This is a genomic window from Isoptericola sp. NPDC019482 (genome assembly GCF_040632295.1).
GTDB lineage: Bacteria > Actinomycetota > Actinomycetes > Actinomycetales > Cellulomonadaceae > Isoptericola.
In genome coordinates, this window is the sequence record NZ_JBEYBQ010000027.1 from 1 (window position 1) to 24,771 (window position 24,771).

The following is a 24,771-nucleotide window of genomic DNA, read 5'->3' on the forward strand; positions in this document are numbered from 1 at the left end:
CCGCGGGCGCCCCCGGGGGCCCCCGCCCCCCCCCCGGGGGGGCCCGCGGGGGGCCCCCCCCCCCCGCGGGGGGGGGCGGGTCCGTTTGCGCCCTGTTTCCCTGGGAAACAGGGCCAAACGTCCGCTCACACAAGAAACGCCGTCACCGTTGCTGCAACATTGCAGCAACGGTACAGTCGGCGCGGGTCGCGACCCGCGCGCCCGGACGACGAAGGAGTCCTCCCATGCCTCGTGCTGCCCAGGCCCGCGCCCACCGAAGGCGCCCGACCCGTCGCGTGGCGGCATCGCTGACCGCCGTCGCGCTCACCGTCCCGGCGCTGTCCGCCGGCCTCGGTGGGCTCGCCCTCACGACGGCGCCCGTGGCGGGCGCCGCGGACCGCACCGCCACGCTCGTCGGGAGCCTCCAGACCGAGCTCGGCTGCGCCGAGGACTGGGACCCCACGTGCGCGGCGACGGCGCTCGCGCCCGCCGGCGACGGCACGTTCAGCGCCGACGTCGACCTGCCTGCGGGCACGTACGAGTACAAGGTCGCGCTCGACGGCGCCTGGGACGAGTCGTACGGCCGCGAGGGCACCGACGAGAACGCGCCGCTCGTGCTGGGCGGCGACGCGCGCGTGCGGGTCACGTACGACGACACGACGCACCGCGTCGCGCTGACCCCGCTGACGCTGGCGGGCGCGTACGACGACGCGACGGACGCCGGGCTGGTCGCGGCGCCGGTGCGCCAGCCCGGCTCGGACGAGCGGTTCTACTTCGTCATGACCGACCGGTTCGCCGACGGCGACGCCTCGAACGACACCGGCGGGATCGACGGCGACCGGCTCGACCACGGCTTCGACCCGACCGACAAGGGCTTCTACCAGGGCGGCGACATCGCCGGCCTGCGCGAGAAGCTCGACTACATCGAGGGGCTGGGCACCACCGCCATCTGGCTGACGCCGTCGTTCCTCAACCGCCCGGTGCAGGGCACGGGCGACGACGCGAGCGCCGGGTACCACGGCTACTGGATCACGGACTTCACGCGGATCGACCCGCACCTGGGCACCAACGACGAGCTGCGCGCCCTGATCGACGAGGCCCACGCCAAGGGCATCAAGGTCTACTTCGACATCATCACCAACCACACGGCGGACGTCGTCGACTACGCCGAGGGGGAGTACGGGTACGTCGACCAGGCCACCTCGCCGTACACCGACGCCGCGGGGAACGCCTTCGACCCGGGCGACGTCGCGGGCTCGGACGACTTCCCCGAGCTCGACGCCGCGACGTCGTTCCCCTACACGCCGGTGATCGCGGACGAGGACGCCGACGCGAAGGTCCCGGGGTGGCTCAACGACCCGACGCTCTACCACAACCGGGGCAACTCGACGTGGACGGGGGAGTCGGTCACGTACGGCGACTTCGACGGCCTCGACGACCTCATGACGGAGGACCCGCGCGTCGTGCAGGGTTTCGTCGACGTGTACTCCGACTGGATCGACCTCGGCATCGACGGCTTCCGCATCGACACGGTGAAGCACGTGAACCCGGAGTTCTGGGAGACGTGGTCGGCCGAGGTGATGGACCACGCGCACGCGCAGGGCAAGGACGACTTCTTCATGTTCGGCGAGGTGTACGACGCCGACGCCGCCAAGACGTCGCCGTACGTGCGCGACACCGACATGAGCTCGGTGCTCGACTTCTCCTTCCAGGCGGCCGCGACCAGCTACGCGAGCGGCAACAGCGCCCGCGGCCTGGCGAGCCTGTTCGCGAGCGACGACCGGTACACGACGCCGACGAAGTCCGCGGCCGCGCTGCCGACGTTCCTCGGCAACCACGACATGGGCCGCGTGGGCTACATGCTCGCCGGGACTGACGAGCCGCTGGCCCGTGACGAGCTGGCGCACGACCTCATGTACCTCACGCGCGGCCAGCCAGTCGTGTACTACGGCGACGAGCAGGGCTTCGCCGGCACCGGCGGGGACAAGGACGCCCGGCAGACGCTCTTCGCCACGCAGGTGGACGAGTACGCCGACCAGCCGCTCGTCACGGGCGAGCAGGCCGGCAGCGTCGACCGCTACGCCACGGACGCCCCGCTGTACGGCCACATCGCCGAGCTCGCGGCGCTGCGCGAGGCGCACCCGGCGCTCGCGACCGGCGCGCAGGTCGAGCGGTACGCGGAGAACGGCGCCGGGATCTACGCGTTCAGCCGCGTGGACCGCGCGGAGAAGGTCGAGCACCTGGTCGCCGTCAACAACGCGGCGCAGGCGAATAGCGCGACGTTCACGACCCTCACCCCGGGCGCGTCGTACGAGGTGCTGTACGGCGACGGCGAGGCCGTGACGGCGGACGACGCCGGCGAGGTCACCGTCACCGTCCCCGCGACGTCGGCCCTGGTGCTGCGCGCGGACCGCACGGTGGGCGCGGACTCCGACGGCACGCTCGAGGTCGCGGTGCCCGCGGCGGGCGCGGCCGTGACCGGCACAGCGCCCGTGGCCGCCGACGTCGACGACGACGCGTGGGCGGAGACGTCCTTCGCATGGCGCGAGGTCGGCACCGCCGACTGGCACGCCCTCGGCACCGCCGAGGACACCACGCCGCGCGTCTTCCACGACGCGGGCGACCTGCCCGAGGGCACGCTGGTGGAGTACCGCGCCGTGACGCAGGACGCCGACGGCGACCGCGCCGCCGCCTCGACCTTCGCCTCCGTCGGCGTCGACGTGTCCGGCGTGGTCGGCGACACCGAGCCCGAGCCCGAGATCGACCTGGTGACCGTGCCCGGCAGCCACAACAGCGAGATGGGCTGCGCCGGCGACTGGACGCCCGACTGCGAGGGCGCGCGCCTCACCAAGCGCCCGGACGGCGTGTGGGAGGGCACGTTCGACCTGCCCGCCGGCGAGTACGAGTACAAGGTCGCCGTCAACGGCTCGTGGGACGTCAACTACGGCGTCGGGGGAGTGCGCGACGGCGGCAACGCCACCTACTCGCACGACGGCGGCGAGGTGACGTTCTACTGGGACCCGGTGAGCCACGACTTCTCGTCGACCGCGCAGGGTCCGGTCGTCACGCTGGCGGGGTCGTTCCAGGACCAGGTGGGCTGCCGGAGCAGTTCAGGAGAACCTGTGTCGTGGGCGCCCGACTGCCTCGCGTCGTGGCTGCGGGACCCGGACGGCGACGGCAGGTACACGTGGTCGACCGACGACCTCGCCGCCGGCGCCTACGAGGCGAAGGTGGCGCACGGCCTGAGCTGGGCCGAGAACTACGGCGTGGGCGGCAGGCCCGACGGCGCCAACTACTCCTTCAGCGTGGGCGAGGGCGAGACGGTGGCGTTCTCGTACGACCTCGCGTCGCACGTGCTCGAGATCGGCGTGGAGAACCCGCCGCTCCCCGGGGCCGGGCAGCAGGCCGCGCACTGGGTGCGGGAGGGTCTCGTCCTCGCCCCGGGCGACCTCGGCGCCGGCGACGACTGGACCCTGTGGACGGCGCCGGACGGCGGCCTTGAGGTCGCGGACGGCGAGGTACGGGGGCCGGACGGCGGCGACCTGCCGGAGGGGGCCGCGTCCTACGACCTGGTCCCCGCCGGGGACGTGCCCGACGACGTCGCGCGCGACTTCCCGGCGCTCGCGGGCCACACGGCCCTCGCGCCGGCGGGCGACGACGGGAAGCCGCTGGGCCGCGCCGTGGTCGAGGAGCTCCTCACGGGCCAGCTCCTGGTGACGCGGTCGTCCGCCGACGGCCTCACCGCCGCCACGGGGGTGCAGGTCCCGGGCGTCCTCGACGACCTGTACAGCGAGCAGGCGTCGAAGCGTACGTTCGGCGCGGAGCTGCACCCGAGCGGCAAGTGGGCCTCGTTCGCGCTCTGGGCGCCGACGGCGCAGGACGTCGACCTGCTGGTCTGGCCTGCCGGTCGCGACCTGGGCGAGGACCCCGAGCGCTTCGACGCGGAGCGCGAGCGGGACGGCTCGTGGACGCTCGACGGCAAGCGGGCCGCCAAGAAGCTCCCGTGGGACGGCGCGCGCTACCGGTACGCCGTGCAGGTCTACGTGCCGAGCACCGGGAAGGTCGAGACGAACGTCGTCACCGACCCGTACTCGGTGGGCCTCACGCTCGACTCGACGCACTCGGTCGTCGTCGGCCTGGACGACAAGCGCTGGCAGCCGAAGGTCTGGCGCACCACGCCGCAGCCCGTCGTCGAGCGGGCCGTGGACCAGACGATCTACGAGCTGCACGTGCGCGACTTCTCGATCTCCGACGAGACCGTGCCGGCGAAGGAGCGCGGCACGTACCTCGCCTTCGGAGAGCAGCGCTCGGACGGCATGACGCACCTGCGCGAGCTGGCCGACGCGGGCATGACGACGGTGCACCTGCTGCCGACGTTCGACATCGCGACGATCCCCGAGGACCGCGCGGACCAGGCGACCACGGGCGACCTGTCCGGGTTCGCGCCCGACGGCGAGGAGCAGCAGGCGGCGGTCGCCGACGTCGCGGCGAGCGACGGCTTCAACTGGGGCTACGACCCGTTCCACTTCTCGGTCCCCGAGGGCTCGTACGCCGTCGAGGCCGAGGGCGGCGCGCGCGTGGCCGAGTTCCGCACGATGGTGGGCTCGCTGCACGACGCGGGCCTGCAGGTGGTGCTCGACCAGGTGTTCAACCACACCGCGGCGAGCGGCCAGGACGCGAAGAGCGTGCTCGACCGGGTCGTGCCGGGCTACTACCAGCGGCTGAACCCCACGACGGGCGCGGTCGAGACGAGCACCTGCTGCCAGAACGTCGCGACCGAGCACGCGATGGCGGGCAAGCTCATGGTCGACTCGGTGGTCACGTGGGCCCGCGACTACAAGGTGGACGGCTTCCGCTTCGACCTCATGGGCCACCACAGCCGGGAGAACATGCTGGCCGTGCGCGAGGCGCTCGACGACCTGACCGTCCGCGAGGACGGCGTCGACGGGTCCGCCGTCTACCTGTACGGCGAGGGCTGGAACTTCGGCGAGGTCGCGGACAACGCCCTGTTCACGCAGGCCACGCAGGGGCAGCTCGGCGGCACGGGCATCGGCACGTTCAGCGACCGGCTGCGCGACGCCGTGCACGGCGGGTCGCCGGTGGACGCCGCGTCACGGTTCACGCAGGGCTTCGGCACGGGGCTGTTCACCGACCCGAACGGTCGGGAGGCCAGCGAGGGCGACGCGGGCAGCGTCAACGACGGCTCCGACGACGAGCGCGCGGACCTCGGCCACCAGACCGACCTGGTGCGCCTCGGCCTGGCGGGCAACCTCCGGGACTTCGCGTTCCGGGCCTCGGACGACGGCGCCGGCGAGACGACGCGGGGCGAGGACCTCGACTACCGCGGCGCCCCGGCCGGGTACGCGGACTCGCCGGAGGAGGTCGTCACGTACGTCGACGCGCACGACAACGAGACGCTCTTCGACCTGCTGACGCTCAAGCTGCCGCAGGAGACGTCGATGGACGACCGGGTGCGGATGAACACGGTGTCGCTCGCGACGACGGCGCTCGCCCAGACCCCGTCGTTCTGGCACGCGGGCACGGACCTGCTGCGCTCGAAGTCGCTGGACCGCAACTCCTACGACTCGGGCGACTGGTTCAACGCGATCGACTGGTCGGGGCAGGACAACGGCTTCGGCCGCGGCCTGCCGCCCGCGGCGGACAACTCCGACGCGTGGCCGGTGATGGCGCCGCTCCTGGCGGACCCGGCGCTCAAGCCCGCGCCGTCGGACATCCGGGTGGCGTCCCAGGCGGCGCGCGAGCTGCTCGAGCTGCGCTCGTCGACCCGGCTGTTCCGCCTCGGCAGCGCCGCGGCGGTCGAGGAGAAGGTGTCGTTCCCGGGCTCGGGCCCGGACGCGACGCCCGGCGTGGTCGCGATGGTGGTGGACGACACCGTGGGTCGCGACGCGGACCGGCGCCTCGACGGGGTGCTCACGGTCTTCAACGCGTCCCCCGAGCCGGTGACGCTCGACCTGCCCGGCCTGAAGGGCCGCGACTTCCGCCTCTCGGGCGTGCAGCGCGCGGGCCACGACGAGGTCGTCAGGGCGACCCGATGGGACGCCCGGGCGGGCACGGTCACCGTGCCCGCGAGGACCGTCGCGGTGCTGGAGGACCCGCAGCGCTGACCGCCCCGCGTCCGCGCGGTTGTGTTCGACGTACGAATCGACCGCCGCGGGGACGAGGGGGCCGGGAAGGCCGTGGGACGGACGCCGTCCCACGGCCTTTTCGCTTGCCCCGGCACGTATTCCGGGCCCCTGTGGCGCGGCCGTGACGCGATCGTTATCCCTTTCCACCCGCCGAGGCTTTGACTTCGGAACTCGAACGCAGCAGTCTGTACCGCGGACCGGCTCGGCCGTCCGGGGTTCCCCCGGCGTCCGGGCGCCGGCGGCGAAGGCCGCCGCCGGGGGACACTCGACGACGAGAAGGAGCGCGAGGATGCGACTCGCCAAGACGATGGGCGCGGTGGCCGCCGGTGCGGCGCTGACGCTGGGACTCGCCGCGTGCGGCGGCTCCGGGGCCGGCGGTGGCGGCGGTGCCGACGGCGCCGCGGGCAACGGCGACGACGACGTGAAGATCGGCGTCGCGATGCCGACGCAGACCTACGAGCGCTGGATCCAGGACGGCAACAACGTCAAGAAGGGCCTGGAGGACCTCGGCTACTCCGTGGACCTGCAGTTCGCCAACGACGACATCCCGACCCAGACGCAGCAGATCGACTCGATGATCACCGAGGGCGTCGACGTCCTCGTCATCGCCTCGATCGACGGCACCGCGCTGACCAGCCAGCTCGACGCGGCCGCCGCGGCGAACATCCCGGTCATCGCGTACGACCGCCTGATCCGCGACAGCGAGAACGTCGACTTCTACACGACGTTCGACAACGAGGCGGTCGGCGTCGCGCAGGCCAACGCCCTGCTGCGCGGCCTGGGCTACCTCGACGCCGACGGCAAGGAGACCGGCGAGAAGGGCCCGTACAACATCGAGCTCTTCGCCGGGTCCCCGGACGACAACAACGCCGGGTTCTTCTTCGACGGCGCGATGTCGGTGCTCCAGCCGCTCATCGACGACGGCACGATCGTCGTCCCGTCCGGCCAGACCGACTTCGGCCAGGTCACGACGCAGCGCTGGGAGCTGGAGACGGCTCAGAAGCGCATGGAGGACCTGCTGACCTCCACCTACCAGGGTGGCGAGAAGCTGGACGGCGTGCTCGCGCCGGCCGACGTGCTCTCCCGCGGCATCATCAACGCGCTCAAGAGCGCGGGCATGGGGCCGACCCTCGAGGACGGTCTGCCCGTCGTCACCGGCCAGGACGCCGAGATCGCGAACATCAAGCTCATCGACGACGGCGTGCAGTCCTCGACGATCTTCAAGGACACGCGCCTCCTCGCCGAGCAGGCCGTCAAGGCCACGCAGTCCTTCGTGGAGGGCAACGACCCCGAGGCGAACGACACCGAGACGTACGACAACGGCGTGAAGGTCGTGCCCTCGTACCTGCTCGAGGTCCAGACGGTGTTCAAGGACGACATCCAGCCCGTGCTGATCGACGCCGGGTACTACACCGCCGACGAGGTCAAGGCCGGTCAGGCGGACGACTGATCCGCAGGTCATGACCCGCACGGGCGGGCCTGCCCGTCGCCGCTCCCTCGCGGGGCGACGACGGGCGGGCCCGCCCCCGGGGCCGCCCGGACCAGTCCGACGGCGGCGCACCCCACCGAAGGAGGGACGAGAGCGCAGATGAGCACGATCCTGGAGATGCGCTCCATCACCAAGGAGTTCCCCGGCGTCAAGGCGCTGTCCGACGTCACGCTGACCGTCGAGCAGGGCGAGATCCACGCCATCTGCGGCGAGAACGGCGCGGGGAAGTCCACGCTCATGAAGGTGCTGTCGGGCGTCTACCCGCACGGCACCTACGACGGCGAGATCGTCTTCGACGGCGCGCCCGCGGAGTTCGGGTCGATCAACGACTCGGAGGACCGCGGCGTCGTCATCATCCACCAGGAGCTCGCCCTGGTGCCGTACCTGTCGGTCGCCGAGAACATCTTCCTGGGCAACGAGACCCGGAACCGGTTCGGGATGATCGACTGGAACGCGGCGAACCGGAAGGCCCACGCCCTGCTCGAGCGGGTCGGCCTGGACGAGAACCCGACGACGCCCGTCGGCCAGCTCGGCGTCGGCAAGCAGCAGCTCATCGAGATCGCCAAGGCGCTCTCGAAGGAGGTCAAGCTGCTGATCCTCGACGAGCCGACCGCTGCGCTCAACGACGACGACTCCGAGCACCTGCTCGAGCTGCTGCGCCAGCTCAAGGCGCACGGCATCACGTCGATCATCATCTCCCACAAGCTCAACGAGATCGAGGAGATCGCCGACCGCACGACGATCATCCGCGACGGCCGGACGATCGAGACCCTCGACATGTCCGAGCCGGGCTCCACCCAGGACCGCATCATCCGCGGCATGGTGGGCCGCGACCTCGAGCACCGCTACCCCGAGCGGGCGTCCGTCGTCGGCGACGAGGTGCTGCGGGTGGAGCACTGGAGCGTCGACCACCCGACGCAGATCGGCCGCCAGATCATCGTCGACGCGTCGTTCAACGTGCGCGCCGGCGAGGTGGTCGGGATCGCCGGCCTCATGGGCGCCGGGCGCACCGAGCTCGCGATGAGCATCTTCGGCCGCACCTACGGGCGCAACATCCGCGGCGAGGTCTTCAAGGACGGCAAGCCGATCCAGATCCGCAACGTGTCCGAGGCGATCGGGCACAACATCGCGTACGCGACCGAGGACCGCAAGCACTACGGCCTCAACCTCATCGACGACATCCGCCACAACATCTCCGCGGCCGGCCTGCCCAAGCTCGCCCCGCGCGGCTGGGTCAACGGCAACGAGGAGCTGCGGGTCGCCGAGGAGTACCGCGGCTCCCTCAACATCAAGACGCCCAACGTCCTGGTCGACGTCGGCAAGCTCTCCGGCGGCAACCAGCAGAAGGTCGTGCTGTCCAAGTGGCTGTACACCGACCCCGACGTGCTCATCCTCGACGAGCCCACCCGAGGGATCGACGTCGGCGCCAAGTTCGAGATCTACACGATCATCAACAAGATGGTCGCGGCGGGGAAGGCGGTCGTCGTCATCTCCTCCGAGCTTCCCGAGCTGCTCGGCATCTGCGACCGCGTGTACACCCTCGCCTTCGGTCGGATCACCGGTGAGCTCCCCGTCGCCGAGGCGACGCAGGAGCGCCTCATGGAGCTCATGACGATCGAGCGCGACCAGCCCCTGCCCACGAAGGAATCCGCCTCATGAACGCCATCGACTCGGTCCGGGAGATCCTGACCCGGAACATGCGCCAGAGCGGCATCGTCATCGCCTTCCTGGCGATCGTCGTGCTCTTCGCCGCCCTGAACCCGAACTTCCTCTCGCCGACGAACCTCACGAACATCGTCCTGCAGTACTCCTACATCCTGATCCTCGCGATCGGGATGGTGATGATCATCGTCGCGGGGCAGATCGACCTGTCCGTCGGCTCGGTGGTCGCCCTCACCGGGGCCGTGAGCGCCGTCGTCGTCGTCCGGCAGGGCATGCCCTGGTACGTCGGCGTGCTGGCCGCGCTCTTCGTCGGCCTCCTCGTCGGCATCTGGCAGGGCTTCTGGGTCGCGTACGTCGGGATCCCCGGCTTCATCGTGACCCTGGCCGGCATGCTCCTGTTCCGCGGCCTGACGTTCCTCGTGCTGGACAACAAGTCGCTGTCGCCGTTCGGCGGCACCTACTACGACATCGCCAACGGGTTCCTCAACGGCCTGCTCGGCGGCAACGGGTTCGACGTCTTCACGCTGGTCATCTTCGGCATCGCCGTGGTCGGTTTCGGCGTCAGCCAGTGGCGCACGCGCCAGGGCAAGATCGCCTACCAGCAGACGGTCGAGTCGATGCCGCTGTTCGTGGTCAAGCTCGTCGCGGTCGCCGTCGTGGTGATGTGGTTCGGGTACCAGCTGTCCATCTCGCGCGGCCTGCCGATCGTGCTCATCATCCTCGCCGTGCTGATCATCGCGTACACGCTGGTCACGCAGAAGTCGGTCTTCGGCCGGCACGTCTACGCCGTGGGCGGCAACCGGCACGCGGCCGAGCTGTCCGGCGTGAAGGTCCGGAAGGTCAACTTCTGGATCTTCGTGAACATGGGCGTCCTGGCCTCGGTGGCCGGCGTGGTCTACTCCTCGCGCATGAACGGCGCCCAGCCGGGCGCCGGCAACATGTTCGAGCTCGACGCGATCGCCGCGTGCTTCATCGGTGGCGCGTCGACCACCGGCGGCGTCGGCCGCGTGGGCGGCGCCATGATCGGTGGTCTGATCATGGCCGTCATGTCCAACGGCATGCAGCTGATGGGCGTGCCGCAGTCGATGCAGCAGGTCGTCAAGGGCCTGGTGCTGCTGCTCGCGGTCGCGTTCGACATCTACAACAAGCGTCGCGCCTCGGTGCTGCGCTGACCTGGGGGTCCGGCCGGGGCCGGACCATCCCGCGTCGACGCGCGGGGCGGCGGACGACCGCCGCCCCGCGCGTCGTCGCACCATAGACTCCCCGGCGTGAGAGGACGGCTGCCGATGGTGGGATCGCAGTCGTCGCTGCGCGAGGCGAACCGCGCGCGCGTCGTCGACGCGGTGAAACGGCACGGCGGGCTGACGCAGGTCGAGCTCACCGGGGCCACCGGGCTCTCGCCCGCCACCGTGTCGACCATCGTCAAGGAGCTCGTCGCCGCCGAGCTGGTCGAGGTGCGCAACACGATCCGCTCGGGCCGGCGCGCGCAGCTCGTCACCCTCGCCCACCGCGTGGGGCTCGTCGCGGGCGTGCTGGTGGGCACGCGGCAGCTCACGGTGGCGATCGCGGACGTGTCGCACGAGGTCCTCGCCGAGCAGGTGCTGCCGCTGCCGGCGGAGCACCGCGCCGACACGAGCCTCGACCGCGCGGCCCTGCTCGTCGTCGACCTGCTGGAGCGGGTCGGGTCGGAGCTCGACGAGGTGCTCGGCATCGGCCTCGGCCTGCCGGCGCCGGTCGACGCCTCCAGCGGGCAGGTCACCGTGCGGGGCATCCTGCGCGGCTGGGACGGCGTGCCCGTGGCGCAGGTGCTGGCCAAGCGGCTGGCGCGGCCGGTGTTCGTGGACAACGACGCGAACCTGGGCGCGCTCGCCGAGAGCACGGTGGGCGCCGCCCGCGAGGTCCACGACGCGCTGTACGTCCGCGCCGGCCACGGTGTCGGGGCCGGCATCGTGCTGGCGGGCCGCGTGCACCGCGGCGTCGCGGGCACGGCGGGCGAGATCGGGCACGTGCAGGTGGACCCGGCCGGCAACATCTGCTCGTGCGGCAGCCGCGGCTGCCTGGACACGGTCGTGGGGGACCGGGCGCTGCTCGAGCCGCTGCGCAGCAGCCACGGGAACCTCACCCTCGCCGACGTCGTGCGCCTGACGAACGAGGACGACCCGGGCTGTCGGGAGATCGTCGCCGACGCCGGTACGGTGGTCGGCGGTGTCGTGGCCGGGCTGGCGACGTCGCTCAACCCGGAGCTCGTCGTCGTCGGGGGCGCGCTGGCCGCGACGGGCGAGGTCTTCCTCGGGCCGCTGCGCGAGGCGCTGCGCCGCCGGACCCTGTTGCAGCAGGTCACGCCTCTCGAGGTGGTGCCCGCGGCGCTGGGGACGCGCGCCGAGCTGGAGGGAGCGCTCGCGCTCGCGCTGCAGCACACCGACCTGCTGGAGCAGCCCGACGACGCGGCCCGCGGCGCCGTCGTCGTGGGCCAGGTCCGCACAGGAGAGGGGAACCGGTGAGGGGACGCACGCCGCTGCTCGCGCTGCGGCAGGTCAGCAGGTACTTCGGCGCCGTCGAGGCCCTCGTCGACGTGGACCTCGAGGTGCACGCGCACGAGGTGGTCGCCCTGGTCGGGGACAACGGGGCGGGCAAGTCGACGCTCGCCCAGATCGTGGCGGGCGTGCTCAGCCCCAGCTCGGGGCAGCTGGAGATCGACGGCGATCCCGTGTCGATCCCGTCGCCGTCGGCGGCGAACCAGCTCGGCATCGCGAGCGTCTTCCAGGACCTGGCAGTGTGCGAGAACCTCGACGTCACGGCGAACGTGTTCCTGGGGCAGGAGCTGCGCGGGCGGGCGGGGCTGCTGCGCGACGGCGACATGGAGACCGAGACCCGCGCGCTCCTCGAGCACCTCACGATCCGGATCCCTTCGGTGCGGACCCCGCTGCGGCACCTGTCCGCCGGACAGCGCCAGGCGGTCGCCATCGCGCGCACCCTCATCGGCCAGCCCCGCATCGTGGTGCTCGACGAGCCGACGGCGGCGCTCTCGGTGGCGCAGACCGCCGAGGTGCTCACGCACATCCAGCGCCTGCGCGAGCTGGGGCTGGGCGTCATCCTCATCAGCCACAACCTCAACGACGTGCGCGCGGTCTCCGACCGCATCGAGGTGCTGCGGCACGGCCGGAACAACGGGTCGTTCCCGGCGACGGCCGCGCACGAGGAGATCCTCGCGGCGATCACCGGCGCGGCCTGAGGGCCACGGGGAGGGGTGCCCCGCGGCCCTCAGGGGTTTCGAGGTCAGCGGCTCAGGAGGCCGAGCAGCTGACGGTGGGCCACGTCCAGTCCCCGCCGTGCATCACGGTGAAGCCGAACGAGGTCGTCTGCCCGGCGGACAGCGTCCCGTTGGCGGCCGGGCGCATCGTCATGACCTTGCCCGACGAGTCCCAGGTGGGCGCGCCGTTCCAGGTGGCGCTGATGCGCTGGGCGGAGCTGACGGTCACGGTGGAGGTCCAGGACGAGATGTTCCGGTCGGCCTTGATGGTCACGGTCCCGTTGAAGCGGTCGCCCCACTTCTGCCCCTCGGAGTAGGTGGCCGTGCAGCCGTTGCCACCGGTGGGCGGCGGGGTGGTCTCGCCCGGGTCGGGGTCGCCGTCGCCGGGGACGCCCTGGCCGTCGTTGAGGACGTTCAGGACCGCGGTGTAGGCGGCCTTCTTCTGGCCGTTGCCGTCGAAGAGCAGGGGGGTGCCGCTCGCCCGCCACGAGTCCGTGTCGCGCACGCCCCACACGGTGATGCCGGTGCACCGTGAGACCGCGAGGCACGCCTGTGTGACGCCCCGGTACTGCTCGGCCTGCGAGCTGCCGGAGCCCTCGATGTCCAGCTCGGTGATCTGCACGTCCACGCCGAGGTCGGCGAAGTTCTGCAGCGTCTCGTGGTAGTTGTTCGGCACCGGGTTGCCGCTGTTGAAGTGGGCCTGGAAGCCGACGCAGTCGATCGGCACGCCGCGGGACCTGAAGTCGGCGACCATGCGGTAGACGGCCTGCGTCTTGGCGTGGCTCCAGTTGTCGGTGTTGTAGTCGTTGTAGCAGAGCTTCGCGTTCGGGTCCGCCCCCCGGGCGGCGCGGAACGCCGCCTCGATCCAGTCGTTGCCCGTGCGCTGGAGGTTGGAGTCACGCCGGGCGCCGGAGGAACCGTCGGCGAACGCCTCGTTGACCACGTCCCACGCGTAGATCTTGCCGCGGTAGTGCGTCGCGACCTGGGTGACGTGGTTGAGCATCGCCTGCCGCAGCTGCGAGCCGCTCATGTTCTGCATCCAACCCGGCTGCTGGGAGTGCCACGCGAGCGCGTGACCGCGCACCCGCTTGCCGTGGCTGGTGGCCCAGTCGGCGATCCGGTCGCCGGCGGAGTAGTTGAACACCCCCTGCTGCGGCTCGGTGGCGTCCATCTTCATCTCGTTCTCGGCCGTGATCATGCCGAACTCGCGGTCCGCGATCGTCGTGTACTGCGAGTCGTTCAGCTTGCCCTGCGCGAGGGCAGTGCCGAAGTAGCGGCCCTGGTCCGCTGCCGCCTCGTGCAGCGTGCTCCCGGCGGCCTGCGCGCTCAGGGCGGTCGCGGCGAGGATGCCGAGACCGGCCACCGTCGCTCCCACCGCGGCGCGCCATCGCGTCGTCGTGCGCTTCATCGATCCCATCCTTCGTTCTCGAGCGTGCTCATCCTTGAGTGGTGCTCTGCCACGAGGCCTCGTCATCGAGCGGTCGGGGTCGCCGACGACCCGAGGCTAGGTAGAAAACGTTTTCGATACAACCCCGGCGGGTGAATTCGTCGTCGAGGTCGGGGGTGGTCCGGGCTATGGGGCGGCGCGGCTCAGCGGGCGGAGCGCTCGCCGAGGCCGAAGCGGTCGTGCGGGTCGATGTGCGCGAGGACCTTGTCGAGGGCGCCGGCGAGGGTGCTGACCTCGTCCGGGTCGAGGTCGTCGAAGACGTCCTGGAGCACCGTGCGCGCGTGGCCCGGGGCGCTCGCGACGACCTTGCGCCAGCCCTCGTCGGTGAGGTGCGCGATCGTCGCGCGACGGTCGTCCGGCGCGGTGCAGCGCTCGACGTAGCCACGCGCCTCGAGCCGGCGGGCCACGTGCGAGAGGCGGGGGAGCGTGGCGCTGGTGAGGCGGGCGAGCTCGGTCATGCGCAGGTCTCGACCGGGCGCCTCGGACAGCATCGCGAGCACCATGTACTCGAAGTGGGTGAGGTCCGCGTCGCGGCGCAGCTGCTGGTCGAGCGTGGCGGGCAGGAGCTCGATCACCGCCTGCAGCCGGAGCCATGTGCGCATCTGCTCGGCGTCGAGCCAGCGCGGCTCGTCGTCGGCCGCCGTCGTGCGCCGGGTCGTGGTCACGTGATCGCCCTCCTGTTCCGTCACCCCCGAACGAAGGTTGACGCTACAACTATAGCGGTCTATGTTGGTTGTAGCGTCAACCAAACGGGTCGACGACGGATCCTCAGGAGGAACCATGGCCACCATCAGCATCATCGGCGCCGGGAACATGGGCACCGCGATCGCCGGGCTCGCGCTCGCCGGCGGGAACGACGTGCAGGTCGTGGCCCGCGACGTCGCCGAGGCCGCCGCGGTGGACCCCGCCGTCACCGCCGCCGCGTTCGGCGAGCCGCTCACAGGCGAGATCGTCGTGCTGGCGCTGCCGTACCCGGCGCTCGACGACGTCGTGGCGACCTACGGCGACCAGCTCGCCGGCCGCACCGTCGTCGACCTCACCAACCCGCTCGACTTCGCCACCTTCGACGCGCTCGTCGTGCCCGCCGACTCCTCCGCCGCCGCCGGGCTGGCCGAGAAGCTGCCCGACGCGACGGTGCTCAAGGCGTTCAACACGAACTTCGCCGCGACGCTCGTGAGCGGCACCGTGGGCGGCGTGCCCACGACCGTCCTCGTCGCGGGCGACGACGCCGACGCCAAGGCCGCGTTCGCCGCCGCGTTCGACGGTTCCGCCGTCCGCGTCGTCGACGCCGGGTCGCTCAAGCGTGCCCGCGAGCTCGAGTCGCTCGGGTTCCTGCAGCTGACCCTCGCCGCGGGGGAGGCAACGCAGTGGACCACCGGGTTCGCACTGCTCTGACCCTCGTCCCCCAACGCCAGGAGCCGACCATGACCTCGCAGTCCTCGCCGACCCGCCGTCCCGACCTCCTCGCGGCCGAGACCGCGATGGGCGCCGTCACCCTGCACGTGGGTGACCTCGGCGCGATGAGCGCCTACTACCGCGAGGCGATCGCGCTCGAGGAGCTACCCGCCCTCGGTGCGCCCGGCCGGGTGGTGCTCGGGCGCGGCGGGGTGCCCGTCGTCGCGCTCCAGCACACGCCCGGGCTGCCGGCGACGTCGCGCAACCAGGCCGGGCTGTTCCACACGGCCGTGCTGTTCGACACGGAGGCGGCGCTCGCCGCCGCCGTGGCGCACGCCGCGCGGCACCCGCTGTCGCGGTTCGCGGGGAACTCCGACCACTGGGTGTCGCGGGCGTTCTACTTCACGGACCCCGAGGACAACGGCATCGAGCTCTACTGGGACCGCCCGCGCGAGGTCTGGCAGCACGACGGCGGCGGCCGCGTCGCCATGGGCTCCGACTGGTTCGACCCGCAGGAGTTCCTGCAGCGGCACCTCACCGAGGACGCCCTGGCGGGCACCTCGGGGCAGGCTGCGCAGGTCGGGCACGTCCACCTCCAGGTGGGCGACATCCCCACGGCGCAGCGGTTCTACGTCGACACCCTCGGCTTCGAGATCATGGCGACGTTCCACGGCGCGCTGTTCGTCGCCGCCGGCGGCTACCACCACCACATGGCGATGAACACCTGGAACAGCGCGGGCGCCGGGCCGCGGGCCGCGACGCTCGGGCTCGGGCAGGTGGCGCTCACCGTGCCGACGCGCGACGAGGTCGGCGCGCTCGCCGACCGGCTGAAGCACGCCGGAGTCGCGGCGCGCGACGACGGCCAGACCCTGCGCTTCGACGACCCGTGGAACACCCTCGTCGAGGTCTCGGTGGCCTGACCCGGATCCTCGCCGAACAGGCGGTTGACACCGTGATGGGGAGACTTGGCCGCCCATCACGGTGTCAACCGCCTGTTCGGCAGGGGGGTCAGCGGAAGACGACGGTGCGGTGGCCGTCGAGCAGCACGCGGTGCTCGGCGTGCCAGCGCACGGCGCGCGCGAGGGTGCGGCGCTCGACGTCCTCGCCGATGGCGACGAGGTCCGCGACGGCCCGCGAGTGGTCGACGCGCTCGACGTCCTGCTCGATGATCGGGCCCTCGTCGAGGTCGCCCGTGACATAGTGCGACGTCGCGCCGATGAGCTTGACGCCGCGGTCGTGCGCCTGGGCGTACGGGCGCGCGCCCTTGAAGCTCGGCAGGAACGAGTGGTGGATGTTGATGACCTTGCCCTGCAGGTCGCGGCACAGCTCGTCCGACAGGATCTGCATGTACCGCGCGAGGACGACCAGCTCGACGTCGAGCTCGGCCACCAGCTCCCGCAGGCGGTCCTCCGCCTGCGCCTTCGTGTCCTTCGTGACCGGCACGTGGTGGAACGGCTTGCCGTAGAACGCCGCCATGTCCTCGAGGTCGGCGTGGTTGCCGACGACGCCGACGACGTCGACCGGCATGCCCTGATACCGCTCGCGGTACAGCAGGTCCACCAGGCAGTGCGGCGCCTTGCTGACCAGCACCAGCGTGCGCAGGCGGCGGCCGACGACGTCCAGCTCCCAGGTCATGCCGAACCGCTCCGCCACCGGCGCGACCGCGGCCGTGAGCGCGTCGCGCCCGGCCGCCTCCTCGACGTCGAGCGCCACCTGCACCCGCATGAAGAACAGCCCCGACGCCGGGTCCCCGAACTGCTGCGACTCGGTGATGTTGCCGCCGTGCTCGGCCAGCACGCCCGCGACGGCGTGCACGATCCCGGGGCGGTCGGGGCAGGAGAGGGTCAGCACCCATTCGGTCGTCACCCGCCCATTGTCACCGACGGCCCCGGGCGCGCGACGACACGTCCGCCGTCGGTCTGCCACGATGTCCTCATGAGCGAGGCACGCGGCACTGACGCCCAGGAAGTCAACCAGGGGAACGGCGACGACACGCTGCGGATCGCGTTGGTCGAGGACGACCAGGCGGGCGAGCTGCTGACGCTGCGTCGGGCGGCGTTCGTCAGCGAGGCGCAGCTGTACGACGACCCGCACATCCCGCCGCTGACGCAGACGCTGCACGAGCTGCGCGACGACATGGCGCGCGACGACGTCGTGACGGTCGGAGCGTGGGAGGGACACCGCCTGGTGGGGTCGCTGCGCCTGGAGATCGAGGGGCCGAAGGCGACGCTCGGGCGGCTCGCCGTCGCGCCGGACCAGCAGGCCAAGGGCATCGGCACGTCGCTGATGTTCGCGATCCTGCAGTTCCTGCCGTCCGAGGTGACGGAGGTGTGGGCGTTCACGGGCAAGGACTCGAAGAAGAACCTCGCCATGTACACCAAGCACGGCTACGAGGAGCAGTACGACCGGGCGGCGGGCAAGCTCACGCTCACCTACCTGCGCCGGGTGCTCGACGAGGTCGACGCGAGGAACGCGGCGCAGGAGCGATGACCGACGCCGGCGGGCAGGCGACGCGTCCTCGGTCGCGGCGCCCGTCCATGGCCGACGTCGCGGCGGTCGCCGGGGTCTCGCACCAGACGGTCTCCCGGGTGCTCAACGACCACCCGAGCGTGCGCGGCGAGACGCGCGAGCGGGTGCTGGAGGCCATCGCGAGCCTCGGCTACCGGCGCAACAGCGCCGCCCGCGCGCTGGCCACGGCGCGCTCGACGACCCTCGGCGTGGTGACGACCGGCTCGGCGCTGTTCGGGCCGACCAGCACGCTCATCGCCATCGAGGGTGCGGCGCGTGACCAGGGGTACTTCGTCTCCGTCGCGACGCTGCGGCGCTACGACGCCGAGGCGATGCACGAGGCCCTGGAGCACTTCATGGACCAGGGCGTCGAGGCGATCGTCGTCATCGCGCCGCAGGACGACGTCGCCGCCGCGGTCGAGTCCTTCCGGGCGCCGGTGCCGGTGCTCGTGGTCGCGGCACTGGAGAAGCTGCCGCGCGACGCCGGCACGACGGCGGCCGGCCCGACGACGCTGTCGCTCGCGGTCGACCAGCGCGCGGGGGCGCGCGCCGCGACCGAGCACCTGCTCGACCTGGGGCACCGCGACGTCCTGCACGTGGCCGGCCCGCAGGACTGGTTCGACGCCCGCGAGCGCGCCGCCGGCTGGCGGGAGGCGCTCGAGGCGCGGGGGATCTCGCCGAGCCGCCCGCGGTACTGCACCTGGTCCGCCGGCGACGGGTACGCCGCCGGTCGCGACCTGGCCGAGGCCGTGGTGGCGCACGAGGGCCCTACGGCGGTGTTCGCGGGGAACGACCAGCTCGCGCTCGGCGTCCTGCGCGCGTTCTGGGAGCGGGGGCTCTCGGTGCCCGACGACGTGTCCGTGGTGGGCTTCGACGACGTCGCGGGCGCGGCGTACTTCGTGCCCCCGCTGACCACGGTGCGCCAGCCGTTCGGGGTGCTGGGGGAGCGGAGCGTGGCGATGGTCGTCGCGGCGCTGGCCGACGCCAGCGTGCCGACCGAGCGGATCGTGCCCGAGCTCGTGGTGCGCTCCAGCACGGCGCCGCCGCCCGCCCGCTGACCGCAGGTCGTCGACCTCCTCGTGGAGCTCTTCGCCGGCCCGCTCGCCGACCCGTTCGTTGACCGCCGTCGTGGCGGCTGGGTAGATTCGGCGCGTTCGCAGTTCTACATCGTTGTAGAGGAGTCACGATGCACAGATCTCTCAGGCGGGTCCGGGCCGCCGCGGCCGGGGTGCTGACGACGGCCCTGCTGGGCGCGTCTCTGGTCGCCGCCACCGCCGTCGGCCCCGCCACCGCCACCCCCGACGCGGCCGAGCGCGGCCGTCCGGCGGCGACCGACCCGACCGGAGGCCTCTCGGTCACCGGCGAGACCTCGCCGGTGCACGACCCTGCGCTCGTCGTCGACGACGACGGCACCTGGCGCGTGTACACCACGGGGCTGGTGAACCGCGAGAAGGGCGGCACCATCCAGATGTGGTCGAGCCACGACGAGGGCGTGACCTGGGCCTTCGACGGCACCGTCTGGGACGAGATCCCCGCCTGGATCGACGAGCGCTTCGCGGCGGACGGCAGCGGCGTGCTGCCCGACAACCTGTGGGCGCCGGAGGTGTACGAGCACGACGGCACCTACTACCTCTACTACTCGGCGTCGCGCTTCGGCACGAACACGTCGGTCACGGCCCTCGCCACCAACACGACGCTCGACCCGGACGACCCGGACTACGCGTGGGTCGACCAGGGTCCGGTCATCAGCTCGCCGAACGACATCGCCGGCGGCAAGACCTTCAACGCCATCGACGCGGGCATCGTCGAGGGCGCGGACGGCACCCCGTACATGGCGATCGGCTCGTACTGGTACGGCGTCTTCCTCGTCGAGCTCGAGTGGCCCAGCGGCAAGCTCGCCGACGGCGCGCTGGAGAACGCCACGCACCTGGTCGACCGCATGATGGCGGGTAACCCGGTCGAGGCGCCGTACATCACCGAGCACGACGGCTGGTACTACCTGTTCGTGTCGTTCGACCGGTGCTGCCAGGGCCTCGACAGCACCTACCAGGTGGCCGTCGGCCGGTCGCGCGACGTCGCCGGGCCGTACCTCGACTCCGGCGGCAAGGACATGGCCGACGGCGGCGGCACGGTGCTGCTCTCGTCGCACGGAGCGGTCGTGGGCCCGGGCGGCCAGTCGGTGTCCGACGGCGTCCTCGCCTTCCACTACTACGACGCCGCGAACGCGGAGATCCCCGGCTTCCCGACGCTCGGCCTCCAGCGCCTCGGGTGGGAGGACGGGTGGCCGACGGTGGACCAGACGGTCGAGGAGCCGACCGTCACGGCGGACCCGCGCGACGTGACCGTCCGCGGCAACCGGCCCGCGTCGTTCGAGGTCGCGGTGTCCGGCACGCCGGTGCCGGTCGTCACGTGGGAGGTCTCCGACGACGAGGGCGCCACCTGGTCGCCGGCCCCGGCCGCCGCGACGCGCGCCACGGGCGGCACCGCCCGCTGGACCCTCAAGCACGCGGGGCGCGAGCCCGACGGCCTGCTCGTGCGCGCCGTCGTCGCCAACGCCCACGGCGAGGTGCGCAGCGAGCCGGCACGGCTCGACGTCGTCACGCCCGGCCACTCGACGAGGTAGTCACGATCCTGTCGAGGTAGTCACGATCCTGTCGAGGTAGTCACGATCCTGTCGAGGTAGTCACGATCCTGTCGAGGTAGTACTCCTCCTGCCGAGGTAGTGGTCTGGTCCACTACCTCGGCAGGGTGGTGACTACCTCGGCCAGACTGGGACTACCTCGGCGAGACTGGGACTACCTCGACCGGACTGGGACTACCTCGCGGGTTGGGGAGCGCTGCATGTGAGCGCTAACATGGATCGACCACCACGACGCCCGGCCGGGCGGGGACGGAGCAGGGATGTCGGAGCAGGGCACGGGCGACGTGACGGAGATCCGGGACGCGATCGCCGCCGGGAGGACGACGCTCGGCATCGAGCTCGGCTCGACCAACATCAAGGCGTGCCTCATCGGGCCGGACCACGCGCCGCTCGCCAGCGGCTCGCACGCGTGGGAGAACGAGCTCGCGGACGGCGTGTGGACGTACTCGCTGGACGCCGTGCACGCCGGGCTGCAGGGTGCGTACGCCGCGCTCGTGGCCGACGTCGAGCGACGCTACGGCGTGCGCCCCACGACCTATGCGGCCCTGGGCGTCTCGGCGATGATGCACGGCTACCTGCCGTTCGACGCCGACGGCGAGCTGCTCGTGCCGTTCCGCACCTGGCGCAACACGAACACCGGGCCGGCGGCCGCGGAGCTCTCCGCGCTCTTCGGGCACAACATCCCGCTGCGCTGGTCGATCGCCCACCTCTACCAGGCGATCCTCGACGACGAGCCGCACGTGCCGCAGGTCGCGTCCTTCACCACCCTGGCCGGGTACGTGCACCGCGCGCTGACCGGCCGCCACGTGCTCGGCGTCGGCGACGCGTCCGGCATGTTCCCGATCGACCCGGCCACGGGCGACTACGACGCGCGGATGCTGGAGCAGTTCCGCCACCTCGCGGCTGCCAAGCGGCCGGGGCTGCACGTCGAGGGCCTGCTGCCGCAGGTGCTCACCGCGGGCGAGGACGCCGGCCGGCTCACCGCGGAGGGCGCCGCGCTGCTCGACCCCACGGGCACCCTCCAGCCCGGCGTGCTGCTGTGCCCGCCCGAGGGCGACGCCGGCACCGGCATGGTCGCCACCGGCTCGGTCGCGCCGCGCACCGGCAACATCAGCGCGGGCACGTCGATCTTCGCGATGGTCGTGCTCGAGCGGCCGCTGACCTCCGTGCACCACGAGCTCGACCTCGTCACCACGCCCGCCGGCGACCTCGTCGCGATGGTGCACTGCAACAACGGCGCCAGCGAGCTCGACGCGTGGGCCGGCGTCTTCGGCCAGTTCGCGGCCGCGCTCGGCGCGCCGGCCGAGCCGGACGCCGTCTTCGGCGCGCTCTTCCGGGCCGCGCTCGACGGCGCCCCCGACGGCGGCGGCCTGCTCGCCTACAACTACCTCGCCGGCGAGCCCATCACGGGCCTCGACGAGGGGCGCCCGCTCGTCGTGCGCACCCCCGACAGCCGCCTCACGCTGGCGAACTTCGCGCGCACGCAGCTCTACGGCGTGTTCGGCACCCTCGCGCTCGGCATGCGCGTGCTGCACGGCGAGGGCGTCGCGATCGACACGATGTTCGCGCACGGTGGCCTGTTCAAGACGGCGGGCGTCGCCCAGCGCCTGCTCGCCGGCGCGATCGACGCCCCCGTCGCCGTCGGCCAGACGGCGGGGGAGGGCGGCGCCTGGGGCATCGCGCTCCTCGCGGCGTACGCCGCCGCGCGGTCCGAGGCCGACGGCGACGCGCCCGCCCTCGACGCCTACCTGGCCGAGCGCGTCTTCGCCGACGCCCGGCTCGACGTCGCGGAGCCCGACGCGGACGACGTCGCCGGCTTCGCCGCCTACCTGGAGCGGTACTCCGCCGGCCTCGCGGTCGAGCGCGCCGCCACCGCAGCCCTCTGACGACACCCGCAGTCGACGAACCGCCCCCCCGCACTGGAGAAGCACATGAGCACCCCCACCGAGGTCCCCGCGCACCTGCGCGCCGCCGTCGACGCCGCCAAGGAGAAGGTCGCGGCCCTGCACGCCGAGCTGCCCCGCTGGGAGCTCGTCGTGTGGACCGCCGGCAACGTCTCCGAGCGCGTCCGCGACGACCGCACCCCCGACGGCTCGGGCGACCTGCTCGTCATCAAGCCCTCCGGCGTCTCGTACGACGACATCACCCCCGAGTCGATGGTCGTCTGCGACCTGGACGCGAACCTCATCGAGGGCGACCGCTCGCCGTCGTCGGACACCGCTGCGCACGCCTACGTGTACTCGCACATGCCCGAGGTGGGCGGCGTCGTGCACACGCACTCCACCTACGCGACGGCGTGGGCCGCCCGCGCGGAGGAGATCCCCTGCGTGCTCACGATGATGGCCGACGAGTTCGGCGGCCCGATCCCCGTGGGCCCGTTCGCGATCATCGGCGACGACTCGATCGGCCGCGGCATCGTCGAGACCCTGAGCGGTCACCGCAGCCCGGCGGTCCTCATGCAGAACCACGGCCCGTTCACCATCGGCAAGGACGCGCGCGCCGCGGTCAAGGCCGCCGTGATGGTCGAGGAGGTGGCGCGCACCGTGCACGTGTCGCGCCAGCTCGGCGAGCCGCTGCCGATCGCGCAGGAGCACATCGACTCCCTGTACGCCCGCTACCAGAACGTCTACGGCCAGCACTGAGCCGGCCGCCCGCCGCACCAGATCTGATCCAGACCTGATCCTGAGAGGACACCCATGAGCAAGCCGTACGCCGACCGCGAGGTCTGGTTCTTCACCGGCAGCCAGGACCTGTACGGCCCCGAGACGCTGGAGCAGGTCGCCCAGCAGTCGCAGGAGGTCGCCCGCGCGCTCGACGCGTCGTCGGACGTGCCCGCGAAGGTCGTGTGGAAGCCCGTGCTCAAGGACGCCGGCTCCATCCGCCGCGCGATGCTCGACGCGAACGCCGACGACAAGGTGCTCGGCGTCATCACGTGGATGCACACGTTCAGCCCGGCCAAGATGTGGATCTCGGGCCTGGACGCGCTGCGCAAGCCGCTGCTGCACCTGCACACGCAGGCGAACGTCGAGCTGCCCTGGGCGGACATCGACTTCGACTTCATGAACCTCAACCAGGCCGCGCACGGCGACCGCGAGTACGCCTACCTGGCCACGCGCCTCGGCGTCGCGCGCACCACCGTCGTCGGGCACGCGTCGAACCCGGCCGTGACCCGCCGCGTCGGCACCTGGGTGCGCGGCGCCGCGGGCTGGGCCGCCACGCACGAGCTGAAGCTGGTGCGCTTCGGCGACAACATGCGCAACGTCGCCGTCACCGAGGGCGACAAGACCGAGGCTGAGCTGCGCTTCGGCGTCTCCGTGAACACGTGGGGCGTCAACGACCTCGTCGAGGCCGTCGAGGCCGTGGACGACGCCGCGGTCGACGCGCTCGTCGCCGAGTACGAGGAGCTCTACGACGTCGTCGCCGAGCTGCGCAAGGGCGGCGAGCGGCACGAGTCGCTGCGCTACGCGGCCCGCCAGGAGATCGCTATGGAGGCGTTCCTCGAGGAGCGCGGCGCCAAGGCGTTCACCACGAACTTCGAGGACCTCGGCGCGCTGCGCCAGCTGCCCGGCATCGCCGTGCAGCGCCTCATGGGCAAGGGCTACGGCTTCGGCGCCGAGGGCGACTGGAAGACGGCCGTCCTGGTTCGCGCGGCCAAGGTCATGGGCGAGGGGCTGCCCGGCGGCGCCTCCCTCATGGAGGACTACACCTACGACCTCACCCCCGGGGCCGAGCTCATCCTCGGCGCCCACATGCTCGAGGTCTGCCCGTCCCTCACGACGTCGAAGCCGCGGGTGGAGATCCACCCGCTCGGCATCGGCGGCAAGGAGGACCCGGTCCGCATGGTGTTCGACGCCGACGCGACCGAGGGCGCCGTCGTCGTCTCGCTCGCCGACATGCGCGACCGCTTCCGCCTCACCGCGAACGTGGTCGACGTCGTGCCGCCGACGCAGGACCTGCCGAACCTGCCCGTCGCCCGCGCCGTCTGGGCGCCGCGTCCCGACTTCACCACCTCCGCCGAGGCGTGGCTCACGGCCGGCGGCGCGCACCACACGGTGATGTCGACGGCGGCGGGCGTCGAGGCGTTCGAGGTGTTCGCGAACATCGCGCGCACCGAGCTGCTCGTCATCGACGAGGACACCACGCGCCGCGGCTTCGCCGACCAGGTGCGCTGGAACCAGGTGTACTACCGCCTCGCCCAGGGGCTCTGACAGCGCCCTGACGTCGCCGGCCGCCACCCCGCGCGGCCGACGGTTC

At 72.2% G+C, this 24,771-nt stretch carries 17 protein-coding genes; 14 read left to right on the forward strand and 3 right to left on the reverse strand.

The window, feature by feature from the left end; all coding sequences use genetic code 11:
• Positions 1 to 224: 224 nt before the first annotated feature.
• The 6 genes from pulA (at position 225) to ABZ493_RS15945 (ending at position 12,508) form a co-directional block, all read left to right on the forward strand.
• Positions 225 to 6,104 carry a pullulanase-type alpha-1,6-glucosidase gene (gene pulA / locus ABZ493_RS15920; RefSeq protein WP_430583121.1) on the forward strand — a complete coding sequence of 1,960 codons (5,880 nt, stop codon included), beginning with the start codon at positions 225 to 227 and terminating at the stop codon, positions 6,102 to 6,104.
• Positions 6,105 to 6,414: 310 nt separating this feature from the next.
• Positions 6,415 to 7,575, forward strand: coding sequence for a multiple monosaccharide ABC transporter substrate-binding protein (gene chvE / locus ABZ493_RS15925; protein ID WP_430583122.1), 1,161 nt, complete (start codon positions 6,415 to 6,417; stop codon positions 7,573 to 7,575).
• Between the two features lie 138 nt (positions 7,576 to 7,713).
• Positions 7,714 to 9,273, forward strand: a complete 1,560-nt coding sequence (gene mmsA / locus ABZ493_RS15930) for a multiple monosaccharide ABC transporter ATP-binding protein (RefSeq protein WP_430583123.1) — start codon at positions 7,714 to 7,716, stop codon at positions 9,271 to 9,273.
• Complete coding sequence (gene mmsB / locus ABZ493_RS15935; protein ID WP_430583124.1) at positions 9,270 to 10,448, forward strand: multiple monosaccharide ABC transporter permease; 1,179 nt, start codon at positions 9,270 to 9,272, stop codon at positions 10,446 to 10,448. The genes mmsA and mmsB overlap by 4 nt, the downstream gene beginning before the upstream one ends.
• 114 nt (positions 10,449 to 10,562) lie before the next feature.
• Entirely contained in the window at positions 10,563 to 11,777 is a 1,215-nt protein-coding gene (locus ABZ493_RS15940; RefSeq protein ID WP_430583162.1) for an ROK family transcriptional regulator, read from the forward strand.
• The gene (locus ABZ493_RS15945; RefSeq protein WP_430583125.1) at positions 11,774 to 12,508 is read left to right on the forward strand and encodes an ATP-binding cassette domain-containing protein; all 735 of its coding nucleotides are present in this window, start codon (positions 11,774 to 11,776) and stop codon (positions 12,506 to 12,508) included. Before ABZ493_RS15940 ends, ABZ493_RS15945 begins: the two co-directional genes overlap by 4 nt.
• Positions 12,509 to 12,560: 52 nt before the next feature.
• Here the strand turns inward: ABZ493_RS15945 and ABZ493_RS15950 are convergent, their stop codons facing one another.
• Both ABZ493_RS15950 and ABZ493_RS15955 read right to left on the reverse strand, forming a co-directional pair.
• Positions 12,561 to 13,934: an endo-1,4-beta-xylanase gene (locus ABZ493_RS15950; RefSeq protein WP_430583126.1), complete on the reverse strand. Its 1,374-nt coding sequence runs from the start codon at positions 13,932 to 13,934 to the stop codon at positions 12,561 to 12,563.
• 182 nt (positions 13,935 to 14,116) lie between these two features.
• Entirely contained in the window at positions 14,117 to 14,638 is a 522-nt protein-coding gene (locus ABZ493_RS15955) for a MarR family transcriptional regulator (protein WP_430583127.1), read from the reverse strand.
• A 115-nt stretch (positions 14,639 to 14,753) separates the two neighbouring features.
• Here ABZ493_RS15955 and ABZ493_RS15960 point away from each other — a divergent pair, with 115 nt between their 5' ends.
• Positions 14,754 to 15,368: an NAD(P)-binding domain-containing protein gene (locus ABZ493_RS15960; protein ID WP_430583128.1), complete on the forward strand. Its 615-nt coding sequence runs from the start codon at positions 14,754 to 14,756 to the stop codon at positions 15,366 to 15,368.
• Positions 15,369 to 15,397: 29 nt separating this feature from the next.
• A complete protein-coding gene (locus tag ABZ493_RS15965; RefSeq protein WP_430583129.1) occupies positions 15,398 to 16,288 on the forward strand; it encodes a VOC family protein in 891 nt (296 codons plus the stop codon).
• An 88-nt stretch (positions 16,289 to 16,376) separates the two neighbouring features.
• On the opposite strand, the gene purU is transcribed toward ABZ493_RS15965, so the two are convergent.
• Positions 16,377 to 17,234, reverse strand: coding sequence for a formyltetrahydrofolate deformylase (purU, locus tag ABZ493_RS15970; RefSeq protein ID WP_430583130.1), 858 nt, complete (start codon positions 17,232 to 17,234; stop codon positions 16,377 to 16,379).
• A gap of 69 nt (positions 17,235 to 17,303) precedes the next feature.
• Here purU and ABZ493_RS15975 point away from each other — a divergent pair, with 69 nt between their 5' ends.
• The 6 genes from ABZ493_RS15975 to araA all read left to right on the forward strand — a co-directional run bounded on the left by ABZ493_RS15975 (position 17,304) and on the right by araA (position 24,725).
• Complete coding sequence (locus ABZ493_RS15975) at positions 17,304 to 17,858, forward strand: GNAT family N-acetyltransferase (protein WP_430583131.1); 555 nt, start codon at positions 17,304 to 17,306, stop codon at positions 17,856 to 17,858.
• Complete coding sequence (locus tag ABZ493_RS15980; protein WP_430583132.1) at positions 17,855 to 18,934, forward strand: LacI family DNA-binding transcriptional regulator; 1,080 nt, start codon at positions 17,855 to 17,857, stop codon at positions 18,932 to 18,934. The genes ABZ493_RS15975 and ABZ493_RS15980 overlap by 4 nt, the downstream gene beginning before the upstream one ends.
• A gap of 128 nt (positions 18,935 to 19,062) precedes the next feature.
• On the forward strand, positions 19,063 to 20,499 hold the full coding sequence (locus ABZ493_RS15985) for a glycoside hydrolase family 43 protein (protein WP_430583133.1): 1,437 nt from the start codon (positions 19,063 to 19,065) through the stop codon (positions 20,497 to 20,499).
• A 278-nt stretch (positions 20,500 to 20,777) separates the two neighbouring features.
• Complete coding sequence (locus ABZ493_RS15990) at positions 20,778 to 22,403, forward strand: FGGY-family carbohydrate kinase (RefSeq protein WP_430583134.1); 1,626 nt, start codon at positions 20,778 to 20,780, stop codon at positions 22,401 to 22,403.
• Between the two features lie 45 nt (positions 22,404 to 22,448).
• A complete protein-coding gene (locus ABZ493_RS15995; RefSeq protein ID WP_430583135.1) occupies positions 22,449 to 23,159 on the forward strand; it encodes an L-ribulose-5-phosphate 4-epimerase in 711 nt (236 codons plus the stop codon).
• Positions 23,160 to 23,213: 54 nt separating this feature from the next.
• Positions 23,214 to 24,725 carry an L-arabinose isomerase gene (araA, locus tag ABZ493_RS16000; RefSeq protein ID WP_430583136.1) on the forward strand — a complete coding sequence of 504 codons (1,512 nt, stop codon included), beginning with the start codon at positions 23,214 to 23,216 and terminating at the stop codon, positions 24,723 to 24,725.
• Positions 24,726 to 24,771 lie beyond the last annotated feature (46 nt).